The 25015-nt window shown below is 41.3% G+C and carries 17 protein-coding genes; 11 read left to right on the top strand and 6 right to left on the bottom strand.

Annotated features, from left to right (window positions below; all coding sequences use genetic code 11):
• Nucleotides 1–146: 146 nt before the first annotated feature.
• Nucleotides 147–1529 (bottom strand): oxygen-independent coproporphyrinogen III oxidase, encoded by a 1383-nt coding sequence (hemN, locus tag NWP21_RS17560; RefSeq protein WP_271731515.1) that lies wholly within the window; start codon nucleotides 1527–1529, stop codon nucleotides 147–149.
• Nucleotides 1530–2007: 478 nt separating this feature from the next.
• Here hemN and acsF point away from each other — a divergent pair, with 478 nt between their 5' ends.
• The 5 genes from acsF (at nucleotide 2008) to NWP21_RS17535 (ending at nucleotide 9573) form a co-directional block, all read left to right on the top strand.
• Nucleotides 2008–3084, top strand: coding sequence for a magnesium-protoporphyrin IX monomethyl ester (oxidative) cyclase (acsF, locus tag NWP21_RS17555; protein ID WP_280793659.1), 1077 nt, complete (start codon nucleotides 2008–2010; stop codon nucleotides 3082–3084).
• A 99-nt stretch (nucleotides 3085–3183) separates the two neighbouring features.
• Nucleotides 3184–4023, top strand: coding sequence for a diaminopimelate epimerase (dapF, locus tag NWP21_RS17550; protein ID WP_271731513.1), 840 nt, complete (start codon nucleotides 3184–3186; stop codon nucleotides 4021–4023).
• Between the two features lie 293 nt (nucleotides 4024–4316).
• Nucleotides 4317–6683 carry an ATP-binding cassette domain-containing protein gene (locus tag NWP21_RS17545; RefSeq protein WP_280793658.1) on the top strand — a complete coding sequence of 789 codons (2367 nt, stop codon included), beginning with the start codon at nucleotides 4317–4319 and terminating at the stop codon, nucleotides 6681–6683.
• A 44-nt stretch (nucleotides 6684–6727) separates the two neighbouring features.
• Entirely contained in the window at nucleotides 6728–7909 is a 1182-nt protein-coding gene (locus NWP21_RS17540; protein WP_280793657.1) for a polysaccharide deacetylase family protein, read from the top strand.
• A gap of 83 nt (nucleotides 7910–7992) precedes the next feature.
• Nucleotides 7993–9573 carry a protein kinase gene (locus NWP21_RS17535; protein ID WP_280793656.1) on the top strand — a complete coding sequence of 527 codons (1581 nt, stop codon included), beginning with the start codon at nucleotides 7993–7995 and terminating at the stop codon, nucleotides 9571–9573.
• Nucleotides 9574–9619: 46 nt separating this feature from the next.
• Here NWP21_RS17535 and ychF read toward each other — a convergent pair whose 3' ends face one another.
• Both ychF and NWP21_RS17525 read right to left on the bottom strand, forming a co-directional pair.
• Complete coding sequence (gene ychF / locus NWP21_RS17530) at nucleotides 9620–10711, bottom strand: redox-regulated ATPase YchF (RefSeq protein WP_280793655.1); 1092 nt, start codon at nucleotides 10709–10711, stop codon at nucleotides 9620–9622.
• A gap of 447 nt (nucleotides 10712–11158) precedes the next feature.
• The gene (locus NWP21_RS17525) at nucleotides 11159–12730 is read right to left on the bottom strand and encodes an alkaline phosphatase (protein WP_280793654.1); all 1572 of its coding nucleotides are present in this window, start codon (nucleotides 12728–12730) and stop codon (nucleotides 11159–11161) included.
• Nucleotides 12731–12875: 145 nt separating this feature from the next.
• Here NWP21_RS17525 and NWP21_RS17520 point away from each other — a divergent pair, with 145 nt between their 5' ends.
• A complete protein-coding gene (locus NWP21_RS17520; RefSeq protein ID WP_280793653.1) occupies nucleotides 12876–14318 on the top strand; it encodes an aminotransferase class I/II-fold pyridoxal phosphate-dependent enzyme in 1443 nt (480 codons plus the stop codon).
• 222 nt (nucleotides 14319–14540) lie between these two features.
• On the top strand, nucleotides 14541–15548 hold the full coding sequence (locus NWP21_RS17515) for a sodium:calcium antiporter (RefSeq protein WP_280793652.1): 1008 nt from the start codon (nucleotides 14541–14543) through the stop codon (nucleotides 15546–15548).
• Here the strand turns inward: NWP21_RS17515 and NWP21_RS17510 are convergent.
• Nucleotides 15512–18562, bottom strand: a complete 3051-nt coding sequence (locus NWP21_RS17510) for an MFS transporter (RefSeq protein WP_280793660.1) — start codon at nucleotides 18560–18562, stop codon at nucleotides 15512–15514. The genes NWP21_RS17515 and NWP21_RS17510 overlap by 37 nt on opposite strands.
• Before the next feature lie 534 nt (nucleotides 18563–19096).
• On the opposite strand from NWP21_RS17510, the gene NWP21_RS17505 reads away from it, so the two are divergent.
• From NWP21_RS17505 to NWP21_RS17495, 3 genes are all read left to right on the top strand, one after another.
• Nucleotides 19097–19750, top strand: a complete 654-nt coding sequence (locus tag NWP21_RS17505; RefSeq protein WP_280793651.1) for a general stress protein — start codon at nucleotides 19097–19099, stop codon at nucleotides 19748–19750.
• 121 nt (nucleotides 19751–19871) lie between these two features.
• Nucleotides 19872–20333, top strand: coding sequence for a BON domain-containing protein (locus NWP21_RS17500; RefSeq protein ID WP_271731502.1), 462 nt, complete (start codon nucleotides 19872–19874; stop codon nucleotides 20331–20333).
• Nucleotides 20334–20539: 206 nt separating this feature from the next.
• The gene (locus tag NWP21_RS17495) at nucleotides 20540–20962 is read left to right on the top strand and encodes a CAAD domain-containing protein (protein ID WP_271731501.1); all 423 of its coding nucleotides are present in this window, start codon (nucleotides 20540–20542) and stop codon (nucleotides 20960–20962) included.
• A gap of 45 nt (nucleotides 20963–21007) precedes the next feature.
• Here the strand turns inward: NWP21_RS17495 and NWP21_RS17490 are convergent, their stop codons facing one another.
• Both NWP21_RS17490 and NWP21_RS17485 read right to left on the bottom strand, forming a co-directional pair.
• The gene (locus NWP21_RS17490; protein ID WP_280793650.1) at nucleotides 21008–22588 is read right to left on the bottom strand and encodes a metallophosphoesterase; all 1581 of its coding nucleotides are present in this window, start codon (nucleotides 22586–22588) and stop codon (nucleotides 21008–21010) included.
• 6 nt (nucleotides 22589–22594) lie between these two features.
• Nucleotides 22595–23572, bottom strand: a complete 978-nt coding sequence (locus NWP21_RS17485; RefSeq protein WP_280793649.1) for a YegS/Rv2252/BmrU family lipid kinase — start codon at nucleotides 23570–23572, stop codon at nucleotides 22595–22597.
• A 239-nt stretch (nucleotides 23573–23811) separates the two neighbouring features.
• Here NWP21_RS17485 and hemC point away from each other — a divergent pair, with 239 nt between their 5' ends.
• Nucleotides 23812–24783 (top strand): hydroxymethylbilane synthase, encoded by a 972-nt coding sequence (hemC, locus tag NWP21_RS17480; protein ID WP_280793648.1) that lies wholly within the window; start codon nucleotides 23812–23814, stop codon nucleotides 24781–24783.
• The last annotated feature ends 232 nt before the right edge of the window (nucleotides 24784–25015 follow it).

The raw sequence follows: 25015 nt of genomic DNA, 5'->3' as shown, positions 1-25015 counted from the left end.
GTCGGGGAGCTTTGGGGCGATCGCCTGTACGGTGTTTAAACGCAAAGGTCGCTAAGTACGCGCAAAGGTCGCAAAGGTTTTCCCTCCCCTGACAAGGGGAGGGTTAGGGTGGGGTAAAACAATATTCTATACATTAATCATCAATATCAAATTGCTCGGGAAAATCGCTGTTCTTTGGTTTGATGATAATTGTCAAATATAACAGCAATATTTCTGACTAATAACCTACCAATATCTGTCACCTCTATGTCTTTGTTTGATATGTTCACCAGTCCATCAGCTTGCAGTTGTGCTAAAGCCTCTAGTTCATGGGTAAAATATTCATCGAAACTGATGTGATGTTTGTCTTCTATATCTTGCTTATGCAGATGAAAGTGAGACATAATACACATGATTACATCCCTTCTGATGATATCATCTTGAGTAAGTTTAACACCTTTACTTATAGGTAAAATATCCGAGGCGATCGCCTGATAATAATTCTTTAACTGCTTGTGGTTCTGTACATAAGCATCATGGAGCATACTAATAGATGTAGCACCAAAGCCTAATAGTTCGGTTCCTGCGTGGGTGGTGTATCCCTGAAAGTTACGCTGGAGGGTACGATTTTGTTGGGCGATCGCTAGTTCATCATTTTGTTTAGCAAAATGATCCATACCAATAAAGAGATACTTACTATTTGTCAGTTCCTCAATGGTCATTTTGAGGATTTCTAACTTTTCCTGGGGTTGCGGTAATGCAGCTTGGGGAATATTTTTTTGTGCTGGTTTCATCCATGGTACATAGGCGAAGTTAAACACAACAATGCGGTTAGGATCTAATGCAATGGTTTTGCTGACTGTTTCCCGAAAGGTCTGGAGAGTTTGATGGGGTAAACCATAAATTAGGTCCACATTCACACTATCAAACTTGGCTGCTTTAATCCAATCCATGACATCAAACAGTAATGCTTCTGGTTGGAGACGATTCACAGCAATTTGTACTTGGGGGTTAAAGTCTTGAATACCAAAACTAATCCGGTTAAACCCCACCTCACGCAAAAAGAAAATATAGTCTTTATCGAGATAGCTGGGATTAATTTCAATGGAAATTTCAGCTTGGGAATCAATATTAAAGTTATCTGTAATTTGTTTCCACAAAAATTTGACCTGTTCCTGATTTAAATAGTTGGGTGTACCACCACCCCAATGAATTTGCAGGACTTTTCTGTCTTGATCAATTAAGCGCGCCATGTTCTTGATTTCTCGCGCCAAATGTTCTATATAAGGTTTGGCAATATTCTTGTTTTGAGAAATTACTGTATTACAGCCACAAAAGTAACAAGCAGTCTGACAAAAGGGGATATGGAAGTATAAAGACAGGGGAGATTTTCGGTAGTTGGATGCGGTGATGGCGGTGCGAAAATCACCTGCAATAAATTCTGTATTTAACTCCGTAGCAGGTGGATAACTTGTATATCGGGGTGCAGGAGTATCATACTTTTGGATCATATTTAGATCAAATTTAACACCAGGCAAGACAAAAACCATCAAAACCTCCAAAAAACTGTAACCATCCCGCCTCATGTAGCGCGGCGGAAATCAAACTACTAATAAATTTCTCTGCTTTCGCTGTTATCTAGTCTAAAGAGTTTCCCCAATGCGTGATGTGTTGACTCCCACCAAATAGGCTAAACTGTAGAAATTAGCTGCGATTATCATTGGTGGTAGGCATCGCATTATTGTTCTCTCATAAAATAATTTAACTATTAATATTTGTATAGCTATAAACTTATTAATATTTCTTTAGATTTGGCTGGCTTTTACTGTACACATTTAGCATCTGACTACAGAGAAAGTTTGTTAATAAATAGTCTCTCGGTTCCCTGGATTACTGGATAAAATCAGAATTAGCAATTAGTAGTTAAGGTTATTTATCTAAAATTACTTTTCAATAATTTAACTGATGTGTCATTTTGATAATTTATGCTTATATAAATATGAAAAGATCAAATATGAAAGCAGTCTCATGGTTAAGTCTATTGAAACTCCCAACCCCAATTACACGAAACCAGGGATTAAAGCACCTGTTCAGGAAACTTTGTTAACGCCTCGCTTTTATACCACTGACTTTGAAGCGGTGGCTAATTTAGATATTTCCGCGCATGAGACTGAGTTGGAGGCCATTGTCGCCGAGTTGCGCGCTGACTATAACCGCCATCACTTCGTGCGCGATGAAGAGTTTCAGCAATCTTGGGAACACGTTGAGGGAGAAAAACGCCGCGCTTTTATTGACTTTTTAGAGCGTTCATGTACTTCAGAGTTTTCGGGGTTTTTGCTGTTTAAAGAATTATCCCGCAGACTCAAAGCTAAAAATCCCCTCTTGGCTGATGCTTTTAATTATATGGCACGGGATGAAGCACGCCATGCGGGATTTCTCAATAAATCTATGGCAGATTTTAATCTGTCTCTAGACTTAAGTTATCTGACTAAACACCGTACATATACTTTTTTCCCTCCAGAATGGGTAATTTATACAGTCTACCTCTCGGAGAAAATTGGTTACTGGCGTTACATCTTAATCCACCGTCATATACAGGCAAATCCTGAATATCAATTTTATCCTCTGTTCCGCAAGTTTGAAAGTTGGTGTCAGGATGAAAACCGTCATGGGGATTTCTTTAAAGCACTGTTGCGATCGCAACCAAAATTATGGAACAATTGGAAAGCACGATTGTGGGTGCGGTTCTTTTTGTTGACTGTATTTGTCACCCATACCATTACAGTATTTGAACGGGCCACATTTTATGAAGCCATTGGTATACACCCGCGCAAATACAATAATACAGTCATCCAGGAGACTAATAACACCTCAGCCAGGGCTTTTCCTATAATTTTAGATACTAATCACCCCGAATTTTTCTGGCGATTAGAACAGTGTTTCATCAACACCCAGAGACTGACGGAAATTAAGGAAAGTAATCGCCCTGGAATTATCAAGTTCTGGCAAAAAATCCCCCCCACTTTGGCGATTATTTCCCATATGTTGCGTCTTTACTTCATCAAACCCATTGATACTGAATCAACACGCGCCACAGTTAGTTAAATTTATTCATGGTAGGTAAAACCCCATCTTTTTGAGGTGGGGTATGTCGGCATTTTCGTTATAATTTCCTCTAGTCATTGATAATTTATTCTAGGGAAGATGGCAACAGAATTTACTAAGTATCATGGTTTGGGGAATGATTTTATTTTAATAGATAATCGCTTGTCATCTTTACCATTGTTGACTCCTGAACAAGCAGTTAAGTTATGCGATCGCCATTTTGGCATTGGTGCTGATGGTGTAATTTTTGCCTTACCAGGAGAAAGCGGTACTGATTATACTATGCGGATTTTTAATTCTGATGGTTCAGAACCGGAAATGTGTGGTAATGGTATTCGTTGTTTAGGCAGATTTTTAGCTGACTTAGAAGGGGAATCTAGAACCAAAGATTCATATCATATTCATACCCTAGCAGGTGTAATTACACCCCAACTCATGACTGATGGTCAAGTCAAGGTAGATATGGGTTTACCCCGGTTGCTAGCTGGGGAAATTCCCACAACCCTAGGGACTGCTCAGACAAAAGTGATTAATCAACCCTTAGAAGTAGCAGGTAAAACCTGGGAAGTTACCTGTGTAAGTATGGGTAATCCCCACTGTATCACCTTTGTGGAAGATGTCGCCGCCATTGACCTAGAAATTATTGGCCCTCAATTTGAACATCATCCAGCCTTTCCCCAACGGACAAACACGGAATTTATTCAAGTAGTCAGTCGCGACTATTTAAAAATGCGGGTGTGGGAAAGAGGAGCAGGTATTACATTAGCTTGTGGGACTGGTGCTTGTGCTTCCCTAGTAGCAGGGGTGTTAACCGGAAAATGCGATCGCACCGCCACTGTAGAATTACCTGGTGGACCCTTGCAAATTGAATGGTCAGAAACCAACCAACGAATTTACATGACAGGACCTGCTCAACGAGTCTTTACCGGTCAAATTTGAACTTTATTCCCCGATAAATTCTGACTACACCGGAGGTTATCCCCCTCCGGTTTTGCTTTTTGTGACCTTGATTACACAACCTTGCTACCCATAAACATAAAAAATATGTCTTAAGATAGATGCAAGAAATTTTATACAATGTTAAAGATATAATTACTAGTTAAGTATATTTAAGAACTCAAAGCGCTATCTACATATAAACAACCGTGATCAAAAACAAGACATTTAAACCTAGTTTTTGACTAATTAACCAATAACACAGTAACATTTATTACTTATATCAATCCATTAGCATGACCCCAACCTCTAGACCCTATATTATTCTTACCAATCAGGGTCAAACACTCCCCAAATTTGAACTTACCCAAAGCCAACATATCATAGGCAGAGATCCCCAACTAGCAGACCTATTAGTACCCGCAGACTGGAAAGTAATTAGTCGCTGTCAAGCTACTTTAGTGGAAGTTGACGGAAATTACTACATTTATGATGGCGATCGCCTTCAACCAAGTAGTAATAAACTCTTTATAAAGAATCATTTAATCAGTCATAATTTAGGATATTCCCTACAAAACGGAGATATTATTAAAATAGGTCAAAATTTTAACCTTTTAGTAACATTAGAATTTCATCACCCTAGCAGTAGTTTTCATCAGCAGAAAAGTTCATTTTTCTCATCCATCTCTCTCAAGGAAAAGTCAACCGTTGTGGGTAGAGACCCCGCAGCTAACCTACAAATTATCGCCCCCACCATTTCCCGTAGACACGCGGTGATTGAATATATCAGATCAGGGGAATATATCTTGTATGATTGCAGTACTAATGGCGTTTTTGTCAATGGTACAAAAGTCAATGGTAAAACTCATCTCACCTCTGGTGCAGTTATTAAAATTGTTCCTTATACTTTGGTCTTACAAGGGGATGAATTAGTCATCTCTGACACTGGTAATTATATTCGCATTGACGCTAAGAACATTTTTAGAGTTGTTAAAAATAAAAACTCGCAAAAAGTTTTACTCAATAAGATTTCTTTAGCCATAGAGCCAGGCCAACTAGTTGCTTTAGTTGGGGGAAGTGGAGCCGGTAAATCTACTTTAATGAAAACCTTACTGGGGATTCAACCTACAAACCAAGGCACAGTTTACATCAATGGAGAAAACCTCAGACAGAGCTTTAATATTTATCGCAATCAAATCGGTTATGTGCCTCAATCAGATATTATTCACAAGGAATTAACAGTTACAGAAGCCTTAAGATATGCAGCTAAACTCAGACTTCCCCCCGATACCGATCTAAATTCGATTATTCAAAAAACTCTCACTCAAATTGAAATGTTAGGCTGTCGGGATGTGTTAGTTAAAAACCTCAGCGGTGGACAATTAAAGCGAGTTTCCATCGGAGTAGAGTTATTAGTCGATCCCAAACTATTTTTTCTAGATGAACCCACCTCAGGGTTAGACCCCGGTTTAGATAAAAAAATGATGCAACTGCTCAGAAAGTTAGCTAATCAAGGCAGAACCATCATTTTAGTTACCCATGCTACAAGTAATATTGATCTGTGTGACCGCATTGTATTTCTCGGTCAAGGTGGTAACCTCTGCTACTTTGGCTCATTTGAGGATGCCTGTGTATTTTTTGACTTAAATAACAAAGATTTCGCAGATATTTATATTCAGTTGGATAATCAAGAAGTTGTCATGAGAACTGCGGAACTATTTAAGCAGTCACGGTATCAAACCCAATATATTGACCAACGCTTGGGTATGAGCAATTCCCACATCATCACAACCAAACCCCGCCAAGTTCAGGCCTCTTTAGTAGATCAAACCTGGATATTAGCCCAGAGATACCTACAGTTAGTGATTCGAGACCGAGTGAACTTAATTATCTCCCTAGTCACTGCACCCCTTGGTATTTTACTGATTAATTTAGCCATAGCAGATCAAGAACCCTTTATTCTCGCTAGTGAAGCTAACCCTAAACTAGCTCCCCTAGCTCAAACTGTAGTCTTGGTCTTTACTTGTGCTGCTATTTGGATAGGTTTAGGTACTTCTTTACAAGAAATTGTTAAAGAAAATGATATTTATTTAAGAGAGAGACTAGTTAATTTAAGCGCTTTTAGCTATTTAACCTCAAAAGTAGTAGTTCTTGCCGCAATAGCCTGTTTACAAACCATAATCATGGTCATTGCTATTCTCATCAGTTTTGCTGCGCCAGATTCTCTAACAGTTCCCTGGTTTTATGGCGTTTCCATTACCAGCTTTTTGACATTATTCTCCTGTTTCTGTCTAGGGCTAATGGTTTCCGCCGCTGTTAAAAACAGCACTCAGGCTAACAGTGCCCTAGTAGTATTACTACTACCGCAAATCATTTTCTCTGGAGTCCTCTTTAAAACTGAAGCAATCAGTAAATACCTCGCCTGGTTAATGGTTAGTCGGTGGTCTGTGGGAGCTTATGGGTCTTTAGTGAATATTAATGCTTTAGTCCCAGAGCCTATTTTACTTCCTGATGGTACTAGCATCCCAGCACCATTTGCTATCACCGATGTCTATGAACCTAGTTGGGATAATATCAGTCTCAACTGGAAATTATTACTTGTGCATAGCTTAGTTTATCTGATAGTTACCTTTATCATTCAAAAAAAGAAGGACATCCTCTAATTAGAGTTGAAAAATTACCCAATAACTACCAATGTTTTTTGATCATGCCAAATCATAAATATTTCGCAATAATCATCTTAATTAGCACAATTTTAGGGATAATCACCTCGTACTTTTTGTTTGATTATCAAAATAACAGACGAAATATATCAAATTCTGCTTTCAAACAGCATCCAGAACAGACCGAAGTTTCTACTTTAAGCCCATCTAAGCCTGATTCCACAGTTACTAAAAATTCGCAACCCCATGGTAATTCCTCACCTGAAGTGAGTTATGATAATTTAATTCTTCTCAAAGCTAAAGAAAATTTATATAAAGCTATTGAGGAGCTAAATACTATTAATAAAAATGTAGATCCACAGGAAGGTTTAAAAATTCTTAGCCAGGTGATTAATAATTTAGAACTATCTCAAAAAGTAATGAAATCAATACCTTCAAATACCACTATTTATAATGATGCTAATCAACAGCTATTAGTTTTACAAGAATATCAATTAGCAGCTAAAGCTTGGCAAAATTATTTTCAAACAACCATTCAAGATCAAAAAAAACCACATAAACCACTTATTGACCTATCTCTTAACAATAAGTCTACTTTTTTAGCAGCCATGAAAAGCCAATCTGTAGCCTTAACCTTCGATGATGGTCCAACAAAGGAATACACACCCAAAATACTAGCTATACTCAAAAAAAATCAAGTGAAAGCTACATTTTTTGTGGTTGGTAAACAAATTGCAGAAAATTGTGAGATTCTTAAAAATATTTATCAGGATGGACATGAAATTGCCAATCACAGCTATAGCCACCCTATATTTACTCAGATTTCCCCTGATCAACAACATCAGGAGATTATTAGTAATGAACACAGTATTAACCAATGTCTGGGGATGGATTATCCCACTCAATGGTTTCGGGCTCCCTATGGACGTCAAAATACACAGGTATTAGACATTGTTCATCAACTGGGACTAAATAGTATTCAATGGATAGTTGACACTAATGATTGGAGAAAAAGCAGTTCAGTTGCTTCTATTATTCATGCTGTCACCAATGTGATTAACCCTGGTGTAATTTTGATGCACGATGGCTTTCTGACTAATCCCACCTTGATCCATCCCGATGAAAGCCCCCATCGTCAAAACACTGTTGACGCCATACAACCTATCATTAGCAAATTAAAAAGCCAAGGTTTCCATTTTGTTATTCTCAGTGAAGCTTTAAAATAAAAATCACAACCAAGATTATGTAAGTAACAAATTTAGTTGGCATTAAACAAAGCTCAGTTCCCACAATCAAATACAAGTTATATATGCAGAACTTACTCCTTAATCGTTATGAAATCGTTAGTCCACTGGGTTCCGGTGGATTTGGTGAAACCTTCCTAGCTCGCGATACTCAAATTCCCTCCCAACGTTTGGTGGTGTTGAAGCGCCTTAAACCTGCTACCCAGAGTCATCATACCTCCACAGAAATGATTGAAAAACTCTTCGGTAAAGAAGCAGAAGTGCTAGAAGAACTCGGAAGCCATTGTTCTCAAATTCCTACTTTACTCAGCTACTTTGCGGATCAGGGTCAATTTTATTTGGTTCAAGAATATATTGAAGGTAAAAGCCTGGCTCAAGTGGGAATCATTAGCTCAGAGCAAGCAGTCGCTATTCTCACCTCTTTACTTAATACCCTGAAATATATTCACAGCAAAAATATTATTCATCGAGATATTAAACCAGAAAATATTATCCTACGAGACAGCGATCGCTTACCCGTATTAATTGACTTTGGCGCAGTCAAAGAAACTATGGGAGCAGTCACCCTCGGGTCAGGTTCCACCATCAGTTCAGTCATAGTAGGAACTAGAGGCTTTATGGCTCCCGAACAGAGCGCCGGGCGAACAGTATTTAGTACAGACCTCTATGCTCTGGGACTAACAATGATTTATACCCTCACCGGAAAATTACCAATTGAGTTTGACACCAGTCAACTTACAGGGGAACTGGATTGGCATAGTCATGTACCCAATCTTGAACCTAAACTGGCCAAGGTGTTAGATAAATCTATCAAGCTAGATTTATCTAGTCGGTATCGAACAGCAGCAGAGATGTATCAAGACTTACATTTAGTAGAAAATAATACATCAATATTACCACCCAGCCATTTAAACACAGTCATCATATCACCAAAATCCGATACCCTTCCACAAACCCTGATCAATACAGAAGTAGAGAGTAAGCAAATACCGACTGAAAAAACAGCTAAGTTTTCCAATTTGAAGTTAAGAATGATCATCATAACTGTTGTGTTAACTGCTTTAGGATTAGGTGGCGGATTTTTTGTGACCCGAGAAATTCTAGAAGCCCAACAAAATGCAGCTCAAGCCCAGCAGGAAAAACAAGAAGCAGAACAAAAACGCCTAGAAGCAGAACAAAGAGCCGCTCAAGCAGAGAGAGAAAAGCAAGAAGCAGAACAAAAACGCCTAGAAGCTGAGAAACAACAAGCTCAAGAACAGCGACAACGTTTAGCCGCAGAAGCTCGACAAGCTAGGGAAGAACGCCAACGTTTAGCCGCAGAAAGAAAACGGTTAGAATCTTTAGCCTCCACCTATGTCGCAAGTGTCAATACTGCAACTTCCAACACTACCATTAGGAATTCTAATTCTTCCCTAACACGGCGCTCAACTTGTGGTCATCCCTATGTTTCTGGCGCTGATTGGTGGGCTGTCAAAGGTCCGTCCAGTGCCTTGAGTACAGTCAAAAATAATTATTGTGGTGATGCGTTGATTGTCGGTAAAGAAACCCAAGCTGCCAGTTTTACCTCAGAAATGGACGCTCGGAGTTTCGCCAATAGCTTAAGTAATGAATCTGGCTATCAATTTTGGGTAACAAAAAGTCGTTAGTTTTTTCACATAGTCCCCGGTTATCAACCGGGGACACCACCCATAACTACACATTAAAGCGGAATAGCATTACATCCCCTTCTTGCACAATATATTCTTTACCTTCACTGCGCACCAAACCCTTTTCCTTCGCAGCATTCATAGAACCATGTGTAACTAAATCCTGATAAGCCACAGTTTCAGCGCGAATAAAACCCCGTTCAAAATCTGAGTGAATCACCCCAGCTGCTTGGGGTGCAGACATTCCCGCGTTAATTGTCCAAGCGCGGGTTTCCTTGGGACCCGAAGTAAAATAAGTCCGTAAACCCAAAAGAGTGTAAGTAGCACGAATCAAAGATTTTAACCCGCCTTCTTCCACACCTAAAGAGGCCAAAAAATCCGCCTTATCCTCTTCCGGTAATTCCACTAATTCCGCCTCTACTTGTGCGGAAACAATCACAACTTGAGCATTTTCACCAGCTGCAACTTGTCGAACCTGTTCCACAAATTCATTACCCGTGGCTAACTCATCCTCAGACACATTCGCCGCGTAAATAATTGGCTTGTTAGTCAGTAATTCTAATCCCTTAATTATCTCCTCTTCCTCTGCAGATAAACTGACCTGACGGACAGATTTACCCTCGTTTAAAGCAGCAGCTAATTTTTCTAAAACTGTGATTTCAACCTGTGCATCTTTGCTCGTACGTGCTAGTTTGCGCGTGCGCTCAATTCGCCGTTCAACTTGTGCTAAATCTGATAAACCCAGTTCTAAATTAATGATTTCCATATCTCGCACTGGGTCAATAGAACCGGCTACATGGATAATATCATCATTTTCAAAACACCGCACCACATGGACGATAGCATCAACTTGACGGATATGGGACAAAAATTGATTACCCAGCCCCTCTCCTTGACTTGCCCCTTTAACCAAGCCGGCGATATCGACAAACTCCACCCGCGCTGGTATAATCTGAACAGAACTAGCAATTTTAGCCAGAACATCTAACCGCTCATCCGGGACTGAGACAACACCGACATTCGGTTCAATCGTGCAAAAAGGGAAGTTAGCTGCTTCTGCTTTGGCGTTAGCAACCACAGCATTAAATAACGTAGATTTTCCGACGTTGGGAAGTCCGACAATTCCGGCTCTTAGCATTTTGGATTTAAGATTTTGTAAACTACAAAGTTAATTTAAACAGGTTCTGGGATGGTTTGGGGGATTGCACCGGGAACAGTTTACGTGCTGGTACTGGTTCTAAGAGGATGTTTGATAAGTTTTCAACAGCTAATTTTTATCTTAGGGAACACACCGAACACACCCAACACACTCAACACACAAAAAACAATAAAATCCAGTCCCCTCCCCTGACAAGGGGAGGGTTAGGGTGGGGTCAAACAATATTTGATACACTAATCATGACTTAACAAACATCCTCTCAGGCTATTGACCCTCACTAGAGCATTTTAACATCAGGTCTGAGAGGGCGATCGCCTCAACAATTTAACCCCCTTACTAACGGGAATTGAGGAGAGCACCCAAGGCTCTTTTCACCTTCATAAGGGGGTTGGGAGGAAACAAAAGAATCAGAGGTTTTTGATGTGGTTAATTTACAAGTGCGCCTGGTTGTCCATTTTGAACTACAAAGGAAGCCAAGGTTCTGACAGAGGCGTTCAAGTCCAGGATGCTGGAAACAACGCGGTAGTCAGTTTGCCAAAGTGTTGGTGTTAGTTGACAACGAACGTACCCCCGAAAAGCACCATCAAAGAATTTAGTATGGGGGTTATTACTTAGGGAAGCTTGAACTGGAGCAATAAATTGGACAGGAAAGTCAGAGGAAATTGAAGTACCGACAAACTCTGTACCTATTGTCGCTGAGTTGGGATTATCAAAATCTAGTTTTAAGTCGTGTACCCAACTTGAGTGAATGTCGCCGGTAATTACTACTGGGTTGGAAACTCGACGGTCATTGAGGAAATTTAAAAGTCGATTACGTTGAGCTACGTAACCATCCCATTGGTCCATGTTGAACACACCCGGACTAGGATTAGTATTAAAGTTGTATTGAGCAAACATTGTTTGCTGGGCTATTATATTCCAGCGCGATCGCGATTGGTCTAACCCTGTGAGTAGCCACTGTTCTTGTTCTGAGCCTGTCATTGTACCCTTATCGTCAACGGCATCGGCACAACGAGGTTTGAGTCCATCATCACAAGGTTGGTCGGTGCGGTATTGTCTGGTATCCAGAACGTTGAACTCAGCTAAATTACCGAAAGTAAAGCGCCGATACAGTAACATATCCAGCCCATTGGGCAACGAAGAGCGACGTAAAGGCATATGTTCATAGTAAGCCTGGTAAGCATTGATTCGCCGTTGGGTAAAATCCCCTAAGGTTTGGTCGTCTTCGGGTATTAAGTTGACATAGTTGTTGTCAACTTCATGATCATCCCAGGTAAAAATCCAGGGACAAGCAGCATGAGCAGCTTGCAGATTGGGGTCAGTTTTATAAAGAGCATGACGGTTGCGGTAGTCGTCTAAAGAGATGATTTCTGGTCCATTATGCTGGCGTGGCGCACCCTCTCGCGGTCCGTATTCATATATATAATCACCTAAGTGAACTACTAAGTCGAGATTTTCCTCAGCTAAATGCCGAAAAGCTGTATAGAAACCATTTTGCCAGTCTTGACAAGAAACAAAAGCAAAGTTGAGTTTTTGAGGCAATGTATACAATGCTGGTGCAGTGCGAGTCCGCCCAATGGGGCTAAATTCTCGACCCACTTGAAATCGATACCAATACCAACGCTGTGGGTCTAACCCACGCACATCAACGTGTACTGAGTGTCCTAACTCTGGTGTCGCCATTGCTACCCCTCGACGCACCACCCGGCGCATCTTTTCATCCAGGGCAACTTGCCATCGCACAGGTACGTTTTTCACCGGCATTCCTCCCCCAAGCAGGGGATTAGGAGCTAGTCTAGTCCAAATAACTACACTATCCGGTAAAGGATCGCCAGAAGCTACTCCCAGACTAAAGGGATCAGCGGAAAATCTGGGGTTAGCCAATACCGGATGCCATTGACTTGTAATTGTTAACCCGGTTAAAAATCCTGCACCGAGCAAAAAATTACGCCGTTTGTATTTATTGGCTAGGAGACGATTGTAATCTATAAATTCCATATCTATCCCTACTGAGATGTTAATTTACTGGTTCCTCAATTGCATCAACCTCTCATCAAGTGGGGATTAAGATTGTGTTAAATTTAGTTGTTTTCTAACTATAAATATTATCTCTCATCTGTCTTGGCGGCTCCTTTTCTCCCAAATGCAAAATCAACACCAAACCCCCTTGTTAGATGCCCTAAAGGCTTATACAACCCACGCTCACGCGCCTTTTTACACCCCAGGACATAAGCAAGGTATGGGCATTTCTCAACCCTTGGCTAACCTACTGGGTACAAAAGTCTTTCAGGCTGATTTAACAGAACTAGCAGATTTAGATAATTTGTTTGCACCCCAAGGGGTAATTCAAGCCGCCCAAGCACTAGCAGCAGAGGCTTTTGGCGCATCACAAACATGGTTTCTTGTCAATGGTTCAACCTGTGGAATTGAGGCGGCAATTTTGGCTACCTGTAGTCCTGGGGATAAAATTATCTTGCCGCGTAATGTGCATTCATCGGCTATTTCTGGGTTAATTCTCTCTGGTGCTATTCCAATTTTTGTTAATCCTGAATATGACCCAGTTTCAGATATTGCTCACAGTATCACACCCGCATCTGTGGAAGCTGCATTACAAAAGCATCCTGAAGCCAAAGCAGTTTTAGTAGTCTATCCCACATATTACGGTGTTTGTGGAGATTTGCAAGCGATCGCCCAAATCACCCACCAATATCATATCCCCTTACTCGTAGACGAGGCACACGGAGCGCACTTTGCCTTTCATCCCCAATTACCCACCCCCGCCTTAGCCGCCGGCGCAGATTTAACTGTACAATCTACTCATAAGGTACTCGGTGCCATGACACAGGCATCAATGTTACACATCCAAGGACACAGCATAGATATTCACCGAGTCAACAAAGCTTTACAACTTGTCCAGTCTACCAGTCCTAGTTATATCCTTTTAGCTTCCTTAGATGCTGCACGTCAACAAATGGCACTCCACGGAAAAGCCCTGATGTCTCGCACCCTGGAACTTGCAGATATAGCCAGAAGCAGAATCAGCACTATTGCCGGATTATCCATTTTACAACTCCCCAATTTAGACCAAACACGGCTAACTGTCAACGTTTCCGGCTTAGGTTTCACAGGATTTGCAGCCGAAACAATTCTGGATGAACAGCTAGGTGTTACCCCTGAGTTGGCCTCATGGCAACATCTCACCTTTATTATTACTCTAGGGAACACCTTAGCTGATATTGAGCAATTGGTGCAAGGTTTCACCTCTCTAGAGAAGATGAACCACCATTGTCATCCCCCAAGTGGTAAGGCGTTGATTGTCGGCGATAATTTAACAACCGTTTCCCCCCGTGAAGCTTTTTTTGCTGCTAATGAAATTTTACCTTTAGCACAAACCAGCGATCGCATCTGCGCTGAAATTGTCTGTCCTTATCCCCCAGGAATCCCGGTTTTAATGCCAGGGGAATTGATTACTAAATCGGCGTTAGAATATTTACAACAAGTTCAAGCCATGGGTGGACTAATCACTGGTTGCGCAGATCCCAGTCTGAAAAATTTAAAAGTTGTTAAAAATCAATGCGGAACCTAGACCGGTTGCGAAACCTCCCCCCTCTGGAGAAATACACAAAAGACACAAATCAAGAAATTAAAAAATAGCATATGGGAGCAAAAATTGATATCATGTGCGTTAAGTTACTTTGAAAATTGATGTCATGTGCGTTAAATTACTTTTAATGCTGACAAAACCCCAAGGATAGCCTTGAAGGGACTATACTTTGTTTAATCCCCATTCTCTCATTCACTACTTCTTATGTTTCTTTTTATTCAAGTTCTTGTGTGTGTCCTGTTGGTAATTGCTGTAGGTATGCGGCTTTCCCAAAGCGCTGATGTTGTAGCTGAGAAAACAGGCTTGGGGCGTACCTGGGTTGGTGGTCTACTTTTGGCCGGTGTCACATCATTACCAGAATTGGCTACAGGAGTCAGTGCAGTAACGGTATTAGACGCTCCAGATTTAGCAGTCGGGGGTATTTTGGGTAGTTGTCTGTTCAATTTAATGATTTTGGGAATACTCGATCTTGTCAGCGGACGGGAGCCATTACTTAAACGCGCACCAGTGGGTCTGGGTTTGTCCGCTAGTTTAGGTTGTGCGATGTTGGGGTTAACTGCTGCGGGAATGCTATTAACTAACAAAGGAATTCATCTGGCTTTCGGATGGGTTGGTATTCCCAGTTTGTTATTAATCCTACTTTATGTAGTCAGCGCCCGGATCATGACACAGTTTGAAATCAGGCGAATGGCTGCGGCTATCTTGGAAGTGGAACCAGAAGCTGCTCAATACCAACATATTAAACGTGGACGAGCTTATCTGAATTTTACCTTACTGGCTCTAGCTACCGTACTTTTAGGTGTGTGGCTGGCGTATTTGGGGGATGAGGTAGCAACAACCACTGGATTGGGACAAAGCTTTATAGGCTCCTTGTTACTAGCTGCGGCCACATCACTACCGGAAGTGGTGGTATCCCTGGAAGCAATTCGCATGAATGCAGTAGAAATGGCAGTTTCTAATATTTTCGGCTCTAATCTCTGGAATTTAGCGATTCTGGGAATTTACGATGTGGCGTACCTCAAAGGTGATTTGTGGGTGCAAATTAGTGATGTGCATCTGTTTACTGCGATCATTTCCATGATCATGACCTCCGTCGCCATTGTGGGACTAATCTATCATGCGGTCAGTCGCTCCCGGATGTATGTAACTTGGGATGGACTGACTCTGATCGCTCTCTACATTGGTGGGATGTATATCATATACCGCAATTGAGTGGCCATAGCTCCGGCGATCGCACTGGCGAACAGAGAAGTCAAGGCTGTACCAAATAGCCACCAAGCTGCATTAGCCACAATTCTCTTGGTTTCTTCAGCTTGAATTTGTGCTTGTTCTTGAATTGCTTGGAGGCGTTTTTGGGTTTCTTCCTGGAGGCGTTCAACTCTATGCAATATACTATCCCGCGCCGCTTCTATTTGGTTAATAATGCGGTTAGCATCCTCCGGGGAAATATCCTCACGAGAACTGAGAATAGCTACCAAGGTATCACGATTAAATTGATTCAGTCGATCGCGCAAAGCCTCAAATCCAGCTTGGGGATCATCGAATAATTTAGCAAAGTCTTGCTGAATGCTCTCATAGTTTAGTTCTGGACGCTCCAAGGAGTTGAGATAATCGCGAATTTTGCCAAAAACTCCCTCAATTACCGATTCTACCCTTTCCTGAACCTGCTGCCATTGCTGCACAACTGAATCACGCACCGACTCAATTTGATCCACGATGCGGTTAGCTTCCTCTTGGGAAATATCCTCCCTTTGAGATAATAAAGCCACAATTGTGGAACGGTCAAATCGCCCCAGGCGATCGCCTAAATTAGCCAATCCCACTTGTGGATCTCGCAGCAATAATTGCACATCACGTTTAATGCTTTCTGGGTTGAGTTCCTCTTTATCAGTGTGACGCAAATAATTTTCTAGATGAGCTTCAAAATCCCTAACTCTTTGAGCCGCACGACTAGTATAGCGTCGTGGTGTTCTAATTATACTATTAATCCCCAACTTTATCTGATCAATGATCTGATTAACTTGCCCTGGGGTCAAATCTTGACGTTGACTGAGGAGTTTTACCAATGTATCACGGTCAACCGATAGGCGATGGCGGAATGCTAAAGCACCCTCTCGCGGGTCAGCGAGTAATGTTTCCAAATCTCTCCTCATACCTTCTGGGTTGAGTGTTTCCAAGTTAGTATTGCGCAGATATTCGCTCAATTTATTGATTGTTGTTTGCGGTACTTGTAAAATGCGCTCAACTACTGCTTGGATTTGCTCAAAGGTTTGGTTAACCTCCTCCTCGCTTAAATCTTGTCTTTGACTCAGTAACTTTACCACTGTATCCCGGTTAAAATGGGATAGGCGATTGCGGATTAAATTAATTCCTACTTCCGGTTGTTCTACTAAAGCGGCAAAATCACGTTTAATACCTTCAGGATTTAATTCTGCTTTGTTGGTATTCCGCAGATAGTCTTCTATTCTTTGCCATAATTCATTGGCCGTTGCTCTTTCTTGATTCGAGACGCGATCGCAGATACTTTCTAATTGACCGACAATCTGATCAGCTTCTGCTGTACTCAAATCTTGACGATGTAAAAGCAATTGCACAAAAGCATCACGGTCAAATGCTTGTAAGCCGATATCTAAATCTGTAAAATCTTCTAATAAATTGCTCACATCCCGCTCAATAGCATCTGGACTCAGTTCTGCTTTACCTGTAGAACGCAAATAATTTTCTATCCGTAAGCGCAGTTCGTCACCTTTTTCCCGGACTTCCGCCTGTTGAACAATTTCTAAAACTTCCTCCCGAATACTTTCCATCTGCTGACTAATTTCCGTCACCCTACCCTCGCTGATATCACCCCGCTGTTTGAGCCAGTTTCTAAAATCCTCTTGATTGATTTGGCTTAATTCCCAGCGCGTGGTGGTAGGATCTGCCTGTGGATCATAGATCACTTCTTGAAATTCATCTCTGATTGTCGTGCGGTTAAAATGCCAAGGTAAACAATTGAGAATGTAGTCTTCTACATCCGCTTTGATACTATTGTAGGTTGGCTGTGGTAATCTTGCAGTTATTTTACTTTGTAACTGTGCGCTAATTTTTTCCACATCTATATCTTCAACTTTGTCTCTGAGCTTTTGTATTTGAGTGGTAATTTTTTCTAGATCAATATCAGAAAAGTCTACCCGTTCTAATACTGCTGGTATAGCACTACTCAAACCATATTTTATCCCTTCTTGAATCCAAGCATTGCGACCATTACCATTTTCTCTAACTCCCACCAATTTCTCAAGACGTTCACCTAATTTTTCAGATTTCAACTCTTCGGGTGTAGCAGATTTAATTAAATTAATCACTTGCTCCGTAGGACTTTGAGGAGCAACCACTTGTTTCCAAGCCTGTTCTAGTTGGTCAGCAATTTGATTAATTTCTTTTTTGGATAAATTTGTCTGACTGCTAATTAAATCCACAAATGTTTGGCGATTTATTTTTTCTGCTAAATCACCCCCACCAATAGATGATAAATCTACATCGCCCAGTATCCGCTCAAACTGTTGGCGAATATCGGCTAAATCTAGTTGTGGTATTTGCAGAGCTTTTAAGGAACCTTGTAGAGTATTCTTAATACTTTCAGCATCTAAACCCGAAGTTAATTCCCGCCGGACTGTATCTATAATTTCTTCAGCAGTAGAAACCGCTGGTTTTTTCGCCACATTAGCCCTAACTGTACCGAGTATAGCCTGTAATCCTGCATTTGTAGTATTTATAAAGGAGCTAATCAAAGAACCCAGGGTTGATGAACCCAGCCAAACCACTAAGGAAAAGTAGGTAGACCAGATAACTACACCCATAATTGCTCCTAGGAGCATACTTTCAATTAAGCTCAGTTTGACTGCTAGAAAACAAGCCATAAATAATGCAATACTGGCGCTGATTAATCCCCAAAATCCCACCTTCTTTTCAATTTTGCGAATGGTACCGCCCCAGGTACTCGACTCACCACCAGCAGCGGAATCACTTCCTAAAGATAAAATTCCTACCGCCAGTGAAAAATTTGTCAGTAAAAATTGGAAGGCCAAGGCCATTAAGATACCAGCTAATAGTGCGACTATCAACTTCGGACCAGAAAACAGTAATGATACTTGTTCTGGAGTTAAAGTTTCTGAAGTTCCATTTCTGGGTGCTATCTCCATAGGTAGCCAAACCCACTTCAAAATGGTTCCCACACTTTGAAACATAATCATAAGATTTTCCCAGTCCTACTGAATGCAATAACCATTTCTCACATTTTAAATATTCATTTATCTATAACTCCACTTTCTTAGGTCATAAACCCCTGTTCCAAAAGTCATATTTTTTATAATTTTATTTAAGTATTATTGATTAATTCCCTACCCAACTAGAAGGTAAAAGCCATAATTTAAATCTCCACAATAATTCATATACTGTTTTGCGGATATCAATACTTATGTCTAATGAAAGAGATCGCAATTATGTCAAGGGATTGATGGAAATCCTCAATAAAAATGTGTAAATAGAAGGTGTTGATAGCATTTTTATATAGAAGGATGCAGTTTAATACAGCACTTTTCAACTAAATGAAGTACACATCTTAAGATCATAACTCCTCTAGGATGGGTATGGATCCCCGCCCTTGTGTACGTCAATCAAATCAAATGCGCTGTAATTTACCACATACCATTAACTGGCTAAGTTAAGGTACAGAATTGGCGAAAATTTAAACGATATCAATAAAGATGAGGTTTGTTAAAATGGTAGTTAACGTACATAGACGAGCTGTAGGTACTTTTTCTAACCGTAGAGATGTTGAAAAAGCATTGCATGAATTGAAAAGTTCCGGCTTTTCCATGGAGGGAGTTTCTGTTATCGCCAAAGATGCAGAACACAGAGGTGATATTGCTGGTACTCCAACCAGAGAACAGGTAGGTAATAAAGCCGATGAAGGTGCTGCAGCTGGAGCAATTTCTGGCGGCGCTTTGGGCGGTATTACTGGTTTATTAGTCGGTCTGGGAAGTTTAGCAATTCCAGGAATTGGGCCGATTATGCTCGCGGGTGCAACAGCAACAACTTTGGCGACAACTCTAGCAGGCGCTGGTATTGGTGCTGCTGCTGGTGGTCTAATAGGTGCCTTAATCGGCTTAGGAATTCCCGAAGAACGGGCTAGAGTTTATCAGCAGCGGGTTGAACAAGGACATTATTTAGTGATTATAGAAGGCACAGACGCAGAAATTGCCACAGCAGAAGCAATTTTTAACCGCTACGGTGTTCAAGATTTTGGTGTTTATGACTACCCCAATGACGGTAGAGAACATAGACATGAAACTACACCAGTTGTACAAACAGTTCCGAGCGATCGCCATGAACCCACAGTAGTGATTGTAGACCGTCGTGATGAAAAAGTTTAATCTAAACTGACAACACTTTCATTTTATTTATTGGAACTAGGAAGAGCGCCAGAGAATGCTTGCTACTCCTAAAAACGCCAATATATTTTCACAATTTGAATTTGTGAGGAAGAGTTACAAAATGCAAAAGCTCACTCCTTTTTTAATTAGTTGCGTTGTATTATTGGGTGCGGTTGCTTGTGAAGATGTGGCGAGAACCGATAGGACTGCTCCCGCTCCCGGTGAAGTTGTAGAAGCACCAACCCCAGAAGAAAGACAAGCCTCACTTGAAGATTCTCAAAGCGAAATCCGCAGAAGACAACTAGATGCTGATATTCGCGCCCGCGAAGAGCGAACTGATGCTTTAGCTGATGATACTACCGACAGAACTCCAGAAGACTTAGCCAGTGAAGTTCGTTCTAAATTAGAAGCGAATATACCTGATGGCCGATTAACAGTTCAGGCTACAGAACAAGGTACAGTCATTGTCTCAGGAACTGTAAATAATCAGGCGCAGTTATCTAAAATTGAACCATTAGCCCAAGAAATTAACGGTGTTAATGATGTGATTGTTAATGCAGTTGTTGCGCCGCCACGGGGATAAATTGGTGGAATTAAAGCTTAGTTACTAGGAAAAACTAAATAATTCCAGGGTAGTGAGGGAATCTAACCCTCATTACTGGCAAATCCAGATAATTATACATTACCCTATTAATTAAAAAATTTTCACCCAGATCACAAACCCGATTGTGATCTGTATTAATATCCAGTAATTTAAAAGAAATGCTGTAACTACCAACATCAAAAACTATGGAAACTGAACAAAAGGAACTCGAAGCAGTTATCGCACCTAATGGAATACTACCACCTTCTAGGGATGCAAACTTAGCAAAGCTAACGCCAGCTTATGAACCCCAAGCTCAATGGCAACAAGTTGCTAGAAGCACAACTGACTTTTTAGGTGAATTTCCTGAATATGTAAGTAGCTTTTTTTATAAAAATCAGCGCTCTTTAAGCAACTTAGCTTTAATTATTACAGCAGTGATTACACTTAAATTAGTAATAGCTGTAGTAAGTGCCATAAATGATGTTCCCCTACTAGCACCATTTTTTGAGTTGATTGGTCTTACTTACTTTACTTGGTTTAGTTGGCGATATCTAGCTAAATCTGAAACTCGCCAAGAATTAACTCAGAAAATTCGATTGTGGAAACAAGAAGTTTTGGGTGAGTAATTTTCTCAACCATAGAAATAACCTCACCCCAACCCCTCTCCTGACTCAGAAGAGGGGAGTATTTCCCAGAGTAAAAGATTTGATTTCGGAATTATGCCATTGCCTTTGATGCCATTCGGCGACCAAGGGACGGAGAATAAATTGAGGATGCTCATCCCCTGTAACGTCAATGCGTAAACTGGAATAAGGTCGTCTCTTTTGAGAACCGTAACCATGACGACCGATGAATAAATGCGATCGCGCCACTAATTTACTGCTATCTCCCACAGTTTCTCTTAAATCCGGGCCTTCAGTTCTTTGGCGACGCAGACTATACCCACTACCGCCACAGACAACCCAGTGAATATTAGCGTCAGCGTGTCCTGTATCCAAAGTTTGCAGATGTTCTAAGCAATGAGCATGACCATTTAAGACTAAATCCACTAGGGGTCGTCCCTGTGTCAAATAACCTACTTCTGCCGCCACCGCATCCAGTACAGCGCGTAGGCGATGGCGAATGGCTAAAGTTTGCGCTTGTTGCCATTTTGTCGCTTCAGTCACATAAGGCGGATGGTGAAAATAAAGGACTCTTCCCCGTATATCTGCCGTATTCCAAGATTTAATTAGTCTTTTTTTCAACCACTCCAATTGTTCGATATCAGTCACGGTTGTTTTATCGGTGTTTAATTGCTTGTCAATATCAACAATCAGTTCCTCAATTTGTGATATTTGACCTTGTAAGTCATCCAGTTTCTCCGCTGCGCTGGGATGCTCAGGATTTAGCTTGGCTGAAGTTTCCATGATTTGCAGCTTTTCCTGCTCAAAATCCTGACGGCGTTTTTCTAACAGTCTACGCTGTTCTATTCCGGCGCGTGTTTCAGGTATTGCCGCTGGTTCATTAAATGTATTAGAATCAAGGGCAAAAAATTCAATTCCCCCGTAGCAAAACGTATAATACCGATTTGGTAACCGGGTAAAGCGCCCCGCTTGGTAATTCAGACAGCGCCCCGTATCTGTCTGAGCCGTATAGTAATTATCTAAGTGTTTTCCTAACTGACTGGGAACCTGAAAAGCTTGGAGATAATCTAAAAATGCCTTTGCATAAGCCCTACCCTTCCCAGAACCATGTAAGCCTACATCCAGTGCTAATTGCGATGGTAATAAACGCCGAATGGGTAAAGTGGTGAGGGAAAGTAAACTTAATACCAGTGGTAAGTCGTAGTAATCATGATTTCCCGGTACTGGGAACACAGGAAAATTAAAAACCATCTGGTCATAAGCAATTTTTTCTGGATGTTCTCCACCCACGAGAAATTCTCGGTAAGGTCGGATAAAGTTCTGCTGGTAATATTCACTTGATCCCAGTAAATAAATTACATCACCCGTGTGTAAGATAAAACTACATTCCGGCCGATGGGGTAGAATTTGTTCTGCAACCCGTCGCTGCGGATGATGTCCCCAGTGACTACCAGTCCCACTGTCACCCACTACCAAAAAAGAAAACTCTGGATTATCTGGGTGGTTGTTCGCCAAAACTAGCCGAGTTTGGTCAATCCCGCGCTGTAAAATTAACGGGTCTTGCCATTTGACTCTTTGCTGCATCTTGCTAATTTTTTTAGCCGTCGCTGGATCAGAAACGAGTTTCAATACAACCTACTCCTGAATTTTACTACTATCTTTGCTCTCAACTGTTAAATTAGGAAGTCCCTCTAGTTTTTCCACCGGGCTAACTGCTTGGTCAAAAGGGACAAAAATTTTCAAGCCTGCTGGTACACAATGAACTTCAATGGGAGTTGTACCAATGATTTCACCATCTAAAACTACCTTTTGGGGCGGTAAGGCATTAATTTTGAATCGGTTTCCCCGCAGGTAGCCGATATCATCTCGCTCTACTGGGCTACCACTGGAAGCCGTTTGTAATAAATGAAATGTCGCGGCGATCGCTCCTGCTTTACTTTCCGGAGCCACTATGGTTAAATCTAGTAGTCCATCATCATAAATTATACCTGCTGGACCATGAGCTAAAACTGAACTAGGAGGAGCAGCATTGGCTACTGTTACAGCTGATGCAGTGGTTCTGATCACTTTATCATCAGTCTCAATTTCAACTTCAAAGCTCTGTAAATTACGCAGTTGTTGTACTCCGGCTAAAATATAAGCCATAATCCCCAGGCGTTTTTTAGCTTCTGGACCTGTGATTTCTACAGTATCGGCTTCAAAGCCGATACCTGCCAGTAGTACCATGGGCTTACCGTTACAATAAGCTGTATCTACATATCGAGTCCCCGCCTGCAAAATTGTCTGACAAGCAGCGTCAATGGTGTCGGGTATTTTTAATGCCGCAGCGAAAGCGTTGGCTGTTCCCCTAGAAATAATCCCCAAGGGAATATCAGTACCCACTATAGCAGTAGCAGCCGCCGACAAAGTGCCATCCCCCCCTGCCACGATAATTGCTTGTGCACCCCGTTTAACAGCTAGTTCAGCTAGTTTGTCAGCACCAAGTTCTGCTGTTGTGTGATAAATATTCAAGTCAATTTCTGGCTCTAATAATGCCCGAATCATCGCCAGTTCTTGCTCTGGGTCTCCTTGACCCGCCACTGGATTAAAGATAAGGCAAGCGGAACGGTTCATGGGTAGAAAACTTCAGTTTCATAAAATTAAGTTATCAAATTATGGGGCTGTCTGTCCTCTACCCGTGAAGTTGGGTTGTAGCCGGGAAATGTTAACTAATTCAGCAAAATGTAAAAAAATGTAAAAAAAACCGCATAAAGTTTACCTGAATTTAGACAATAACAATCCGGAGACTTACCCACTGCGGTAATCTAGATGAGAATAACTTGATCGCCTGGTTTTAAGATACTGTTTTATTTATGACTTCAGTTGTTTCCAGTCCTGCACGCACCATCCGCATTGGTTCTCGTAAAAGTCAACTCGCCCTAGTTCAGACCGACTGGGTAAGAGAACAACTTCAGAAAAGCTTTCCTGATATCACTTTTGAAGTCCATACCATGTCTACCCAAGGCGACAAAATCTTGGATGTAGCATTAGCTAAAATTGGCGATAAGGGACTATTTACTAAAGAGTTGGAAGTGGGAATGCTCAGTCAGGAGATTGACTTTGCAGTTCATTCCCTCAAGGATCTACCCACTAATTTACCAGAAGGGTTAACCCTGGCAGTGATTACAGAGCGGGAAAACCCCGCAGATGCCCTCGTGGTACATGAGAAGTATCAGGATAAGCAAATTGAAACCTTGCCAGCAGGTGCAGTTATTGGCACATCTTCCTTAAGACGACTCGCACAGTTACGCCACAAATTCCCCCATTTCACTTTTAAGGATGTCCGGGGAAATTTAAATACACGCATGGCTAAACTGGATGCGGGGGAATATGATGCCCTAATTTTGGCAGCGGCGGGATTACAGCGCCTGGGAATGAGCGATCGCATTCATCAAATTCTCCCCCCAGAAATTTCCCTCCATGCAGTAGGACAAGGTGCTTTAGGGATAGAATGCCGTGCAGATGACCAGGAAATCATCACCATCCTCAAAGCCATTGAACACCCTCAAACCCGCGATCGCTGTCTCGCCGAAAGAGCATTTTTGCGGGTGCTCGAAGGCGGTTGTCAAGTACCTATAGGTGTAAATACAGATATAAATGGTCAGGAATTAACACTAACGGGCATAGTTGCCAGTGTGGATGGTCAAAAACTGGTAAAAGACACTGTGACAGGTGCTGCTAAGGATGCTGAAAACCTAGGCGCAGAACTAGCACAACTGCTACGCCAACAAGGTGCACAGGAAATCCTAGAGGAAATATTTACCGAAATTCAACGGGGTTCCTGAGATATTGGGTCAGCAGATGTGATTAGATCAGTACTAGAGCTAGTCCTAAGCTGACTATTTTATAGACAAAACTATACGTATGTTGACAAGAATTGACATAAGTGAGTTAAGAAAATCGCCCACTTGATATATAATCCTACGATATCAAGTATTGAATTAAGACTATTGCCAACGCGAAAACCAAGCAATGATAGCGGTAGTCTTTCTTGTAAATCTTAAGAGAAATATCGCG

This window comes from Anabaenopsis sp. FSS-46 (assembly GCF_029891665.1).
GTDB classification, from domain to species: Bacteria; Cyanobacteriota; Cyanobacteriia; order Cyanobacteriales; family Nostocaceae; genus Anabaenopsis; species Anabaenopsis arnoldii.
This window is presented reverse-complemented; position numbering and strand designations above follow the sequence as displayed.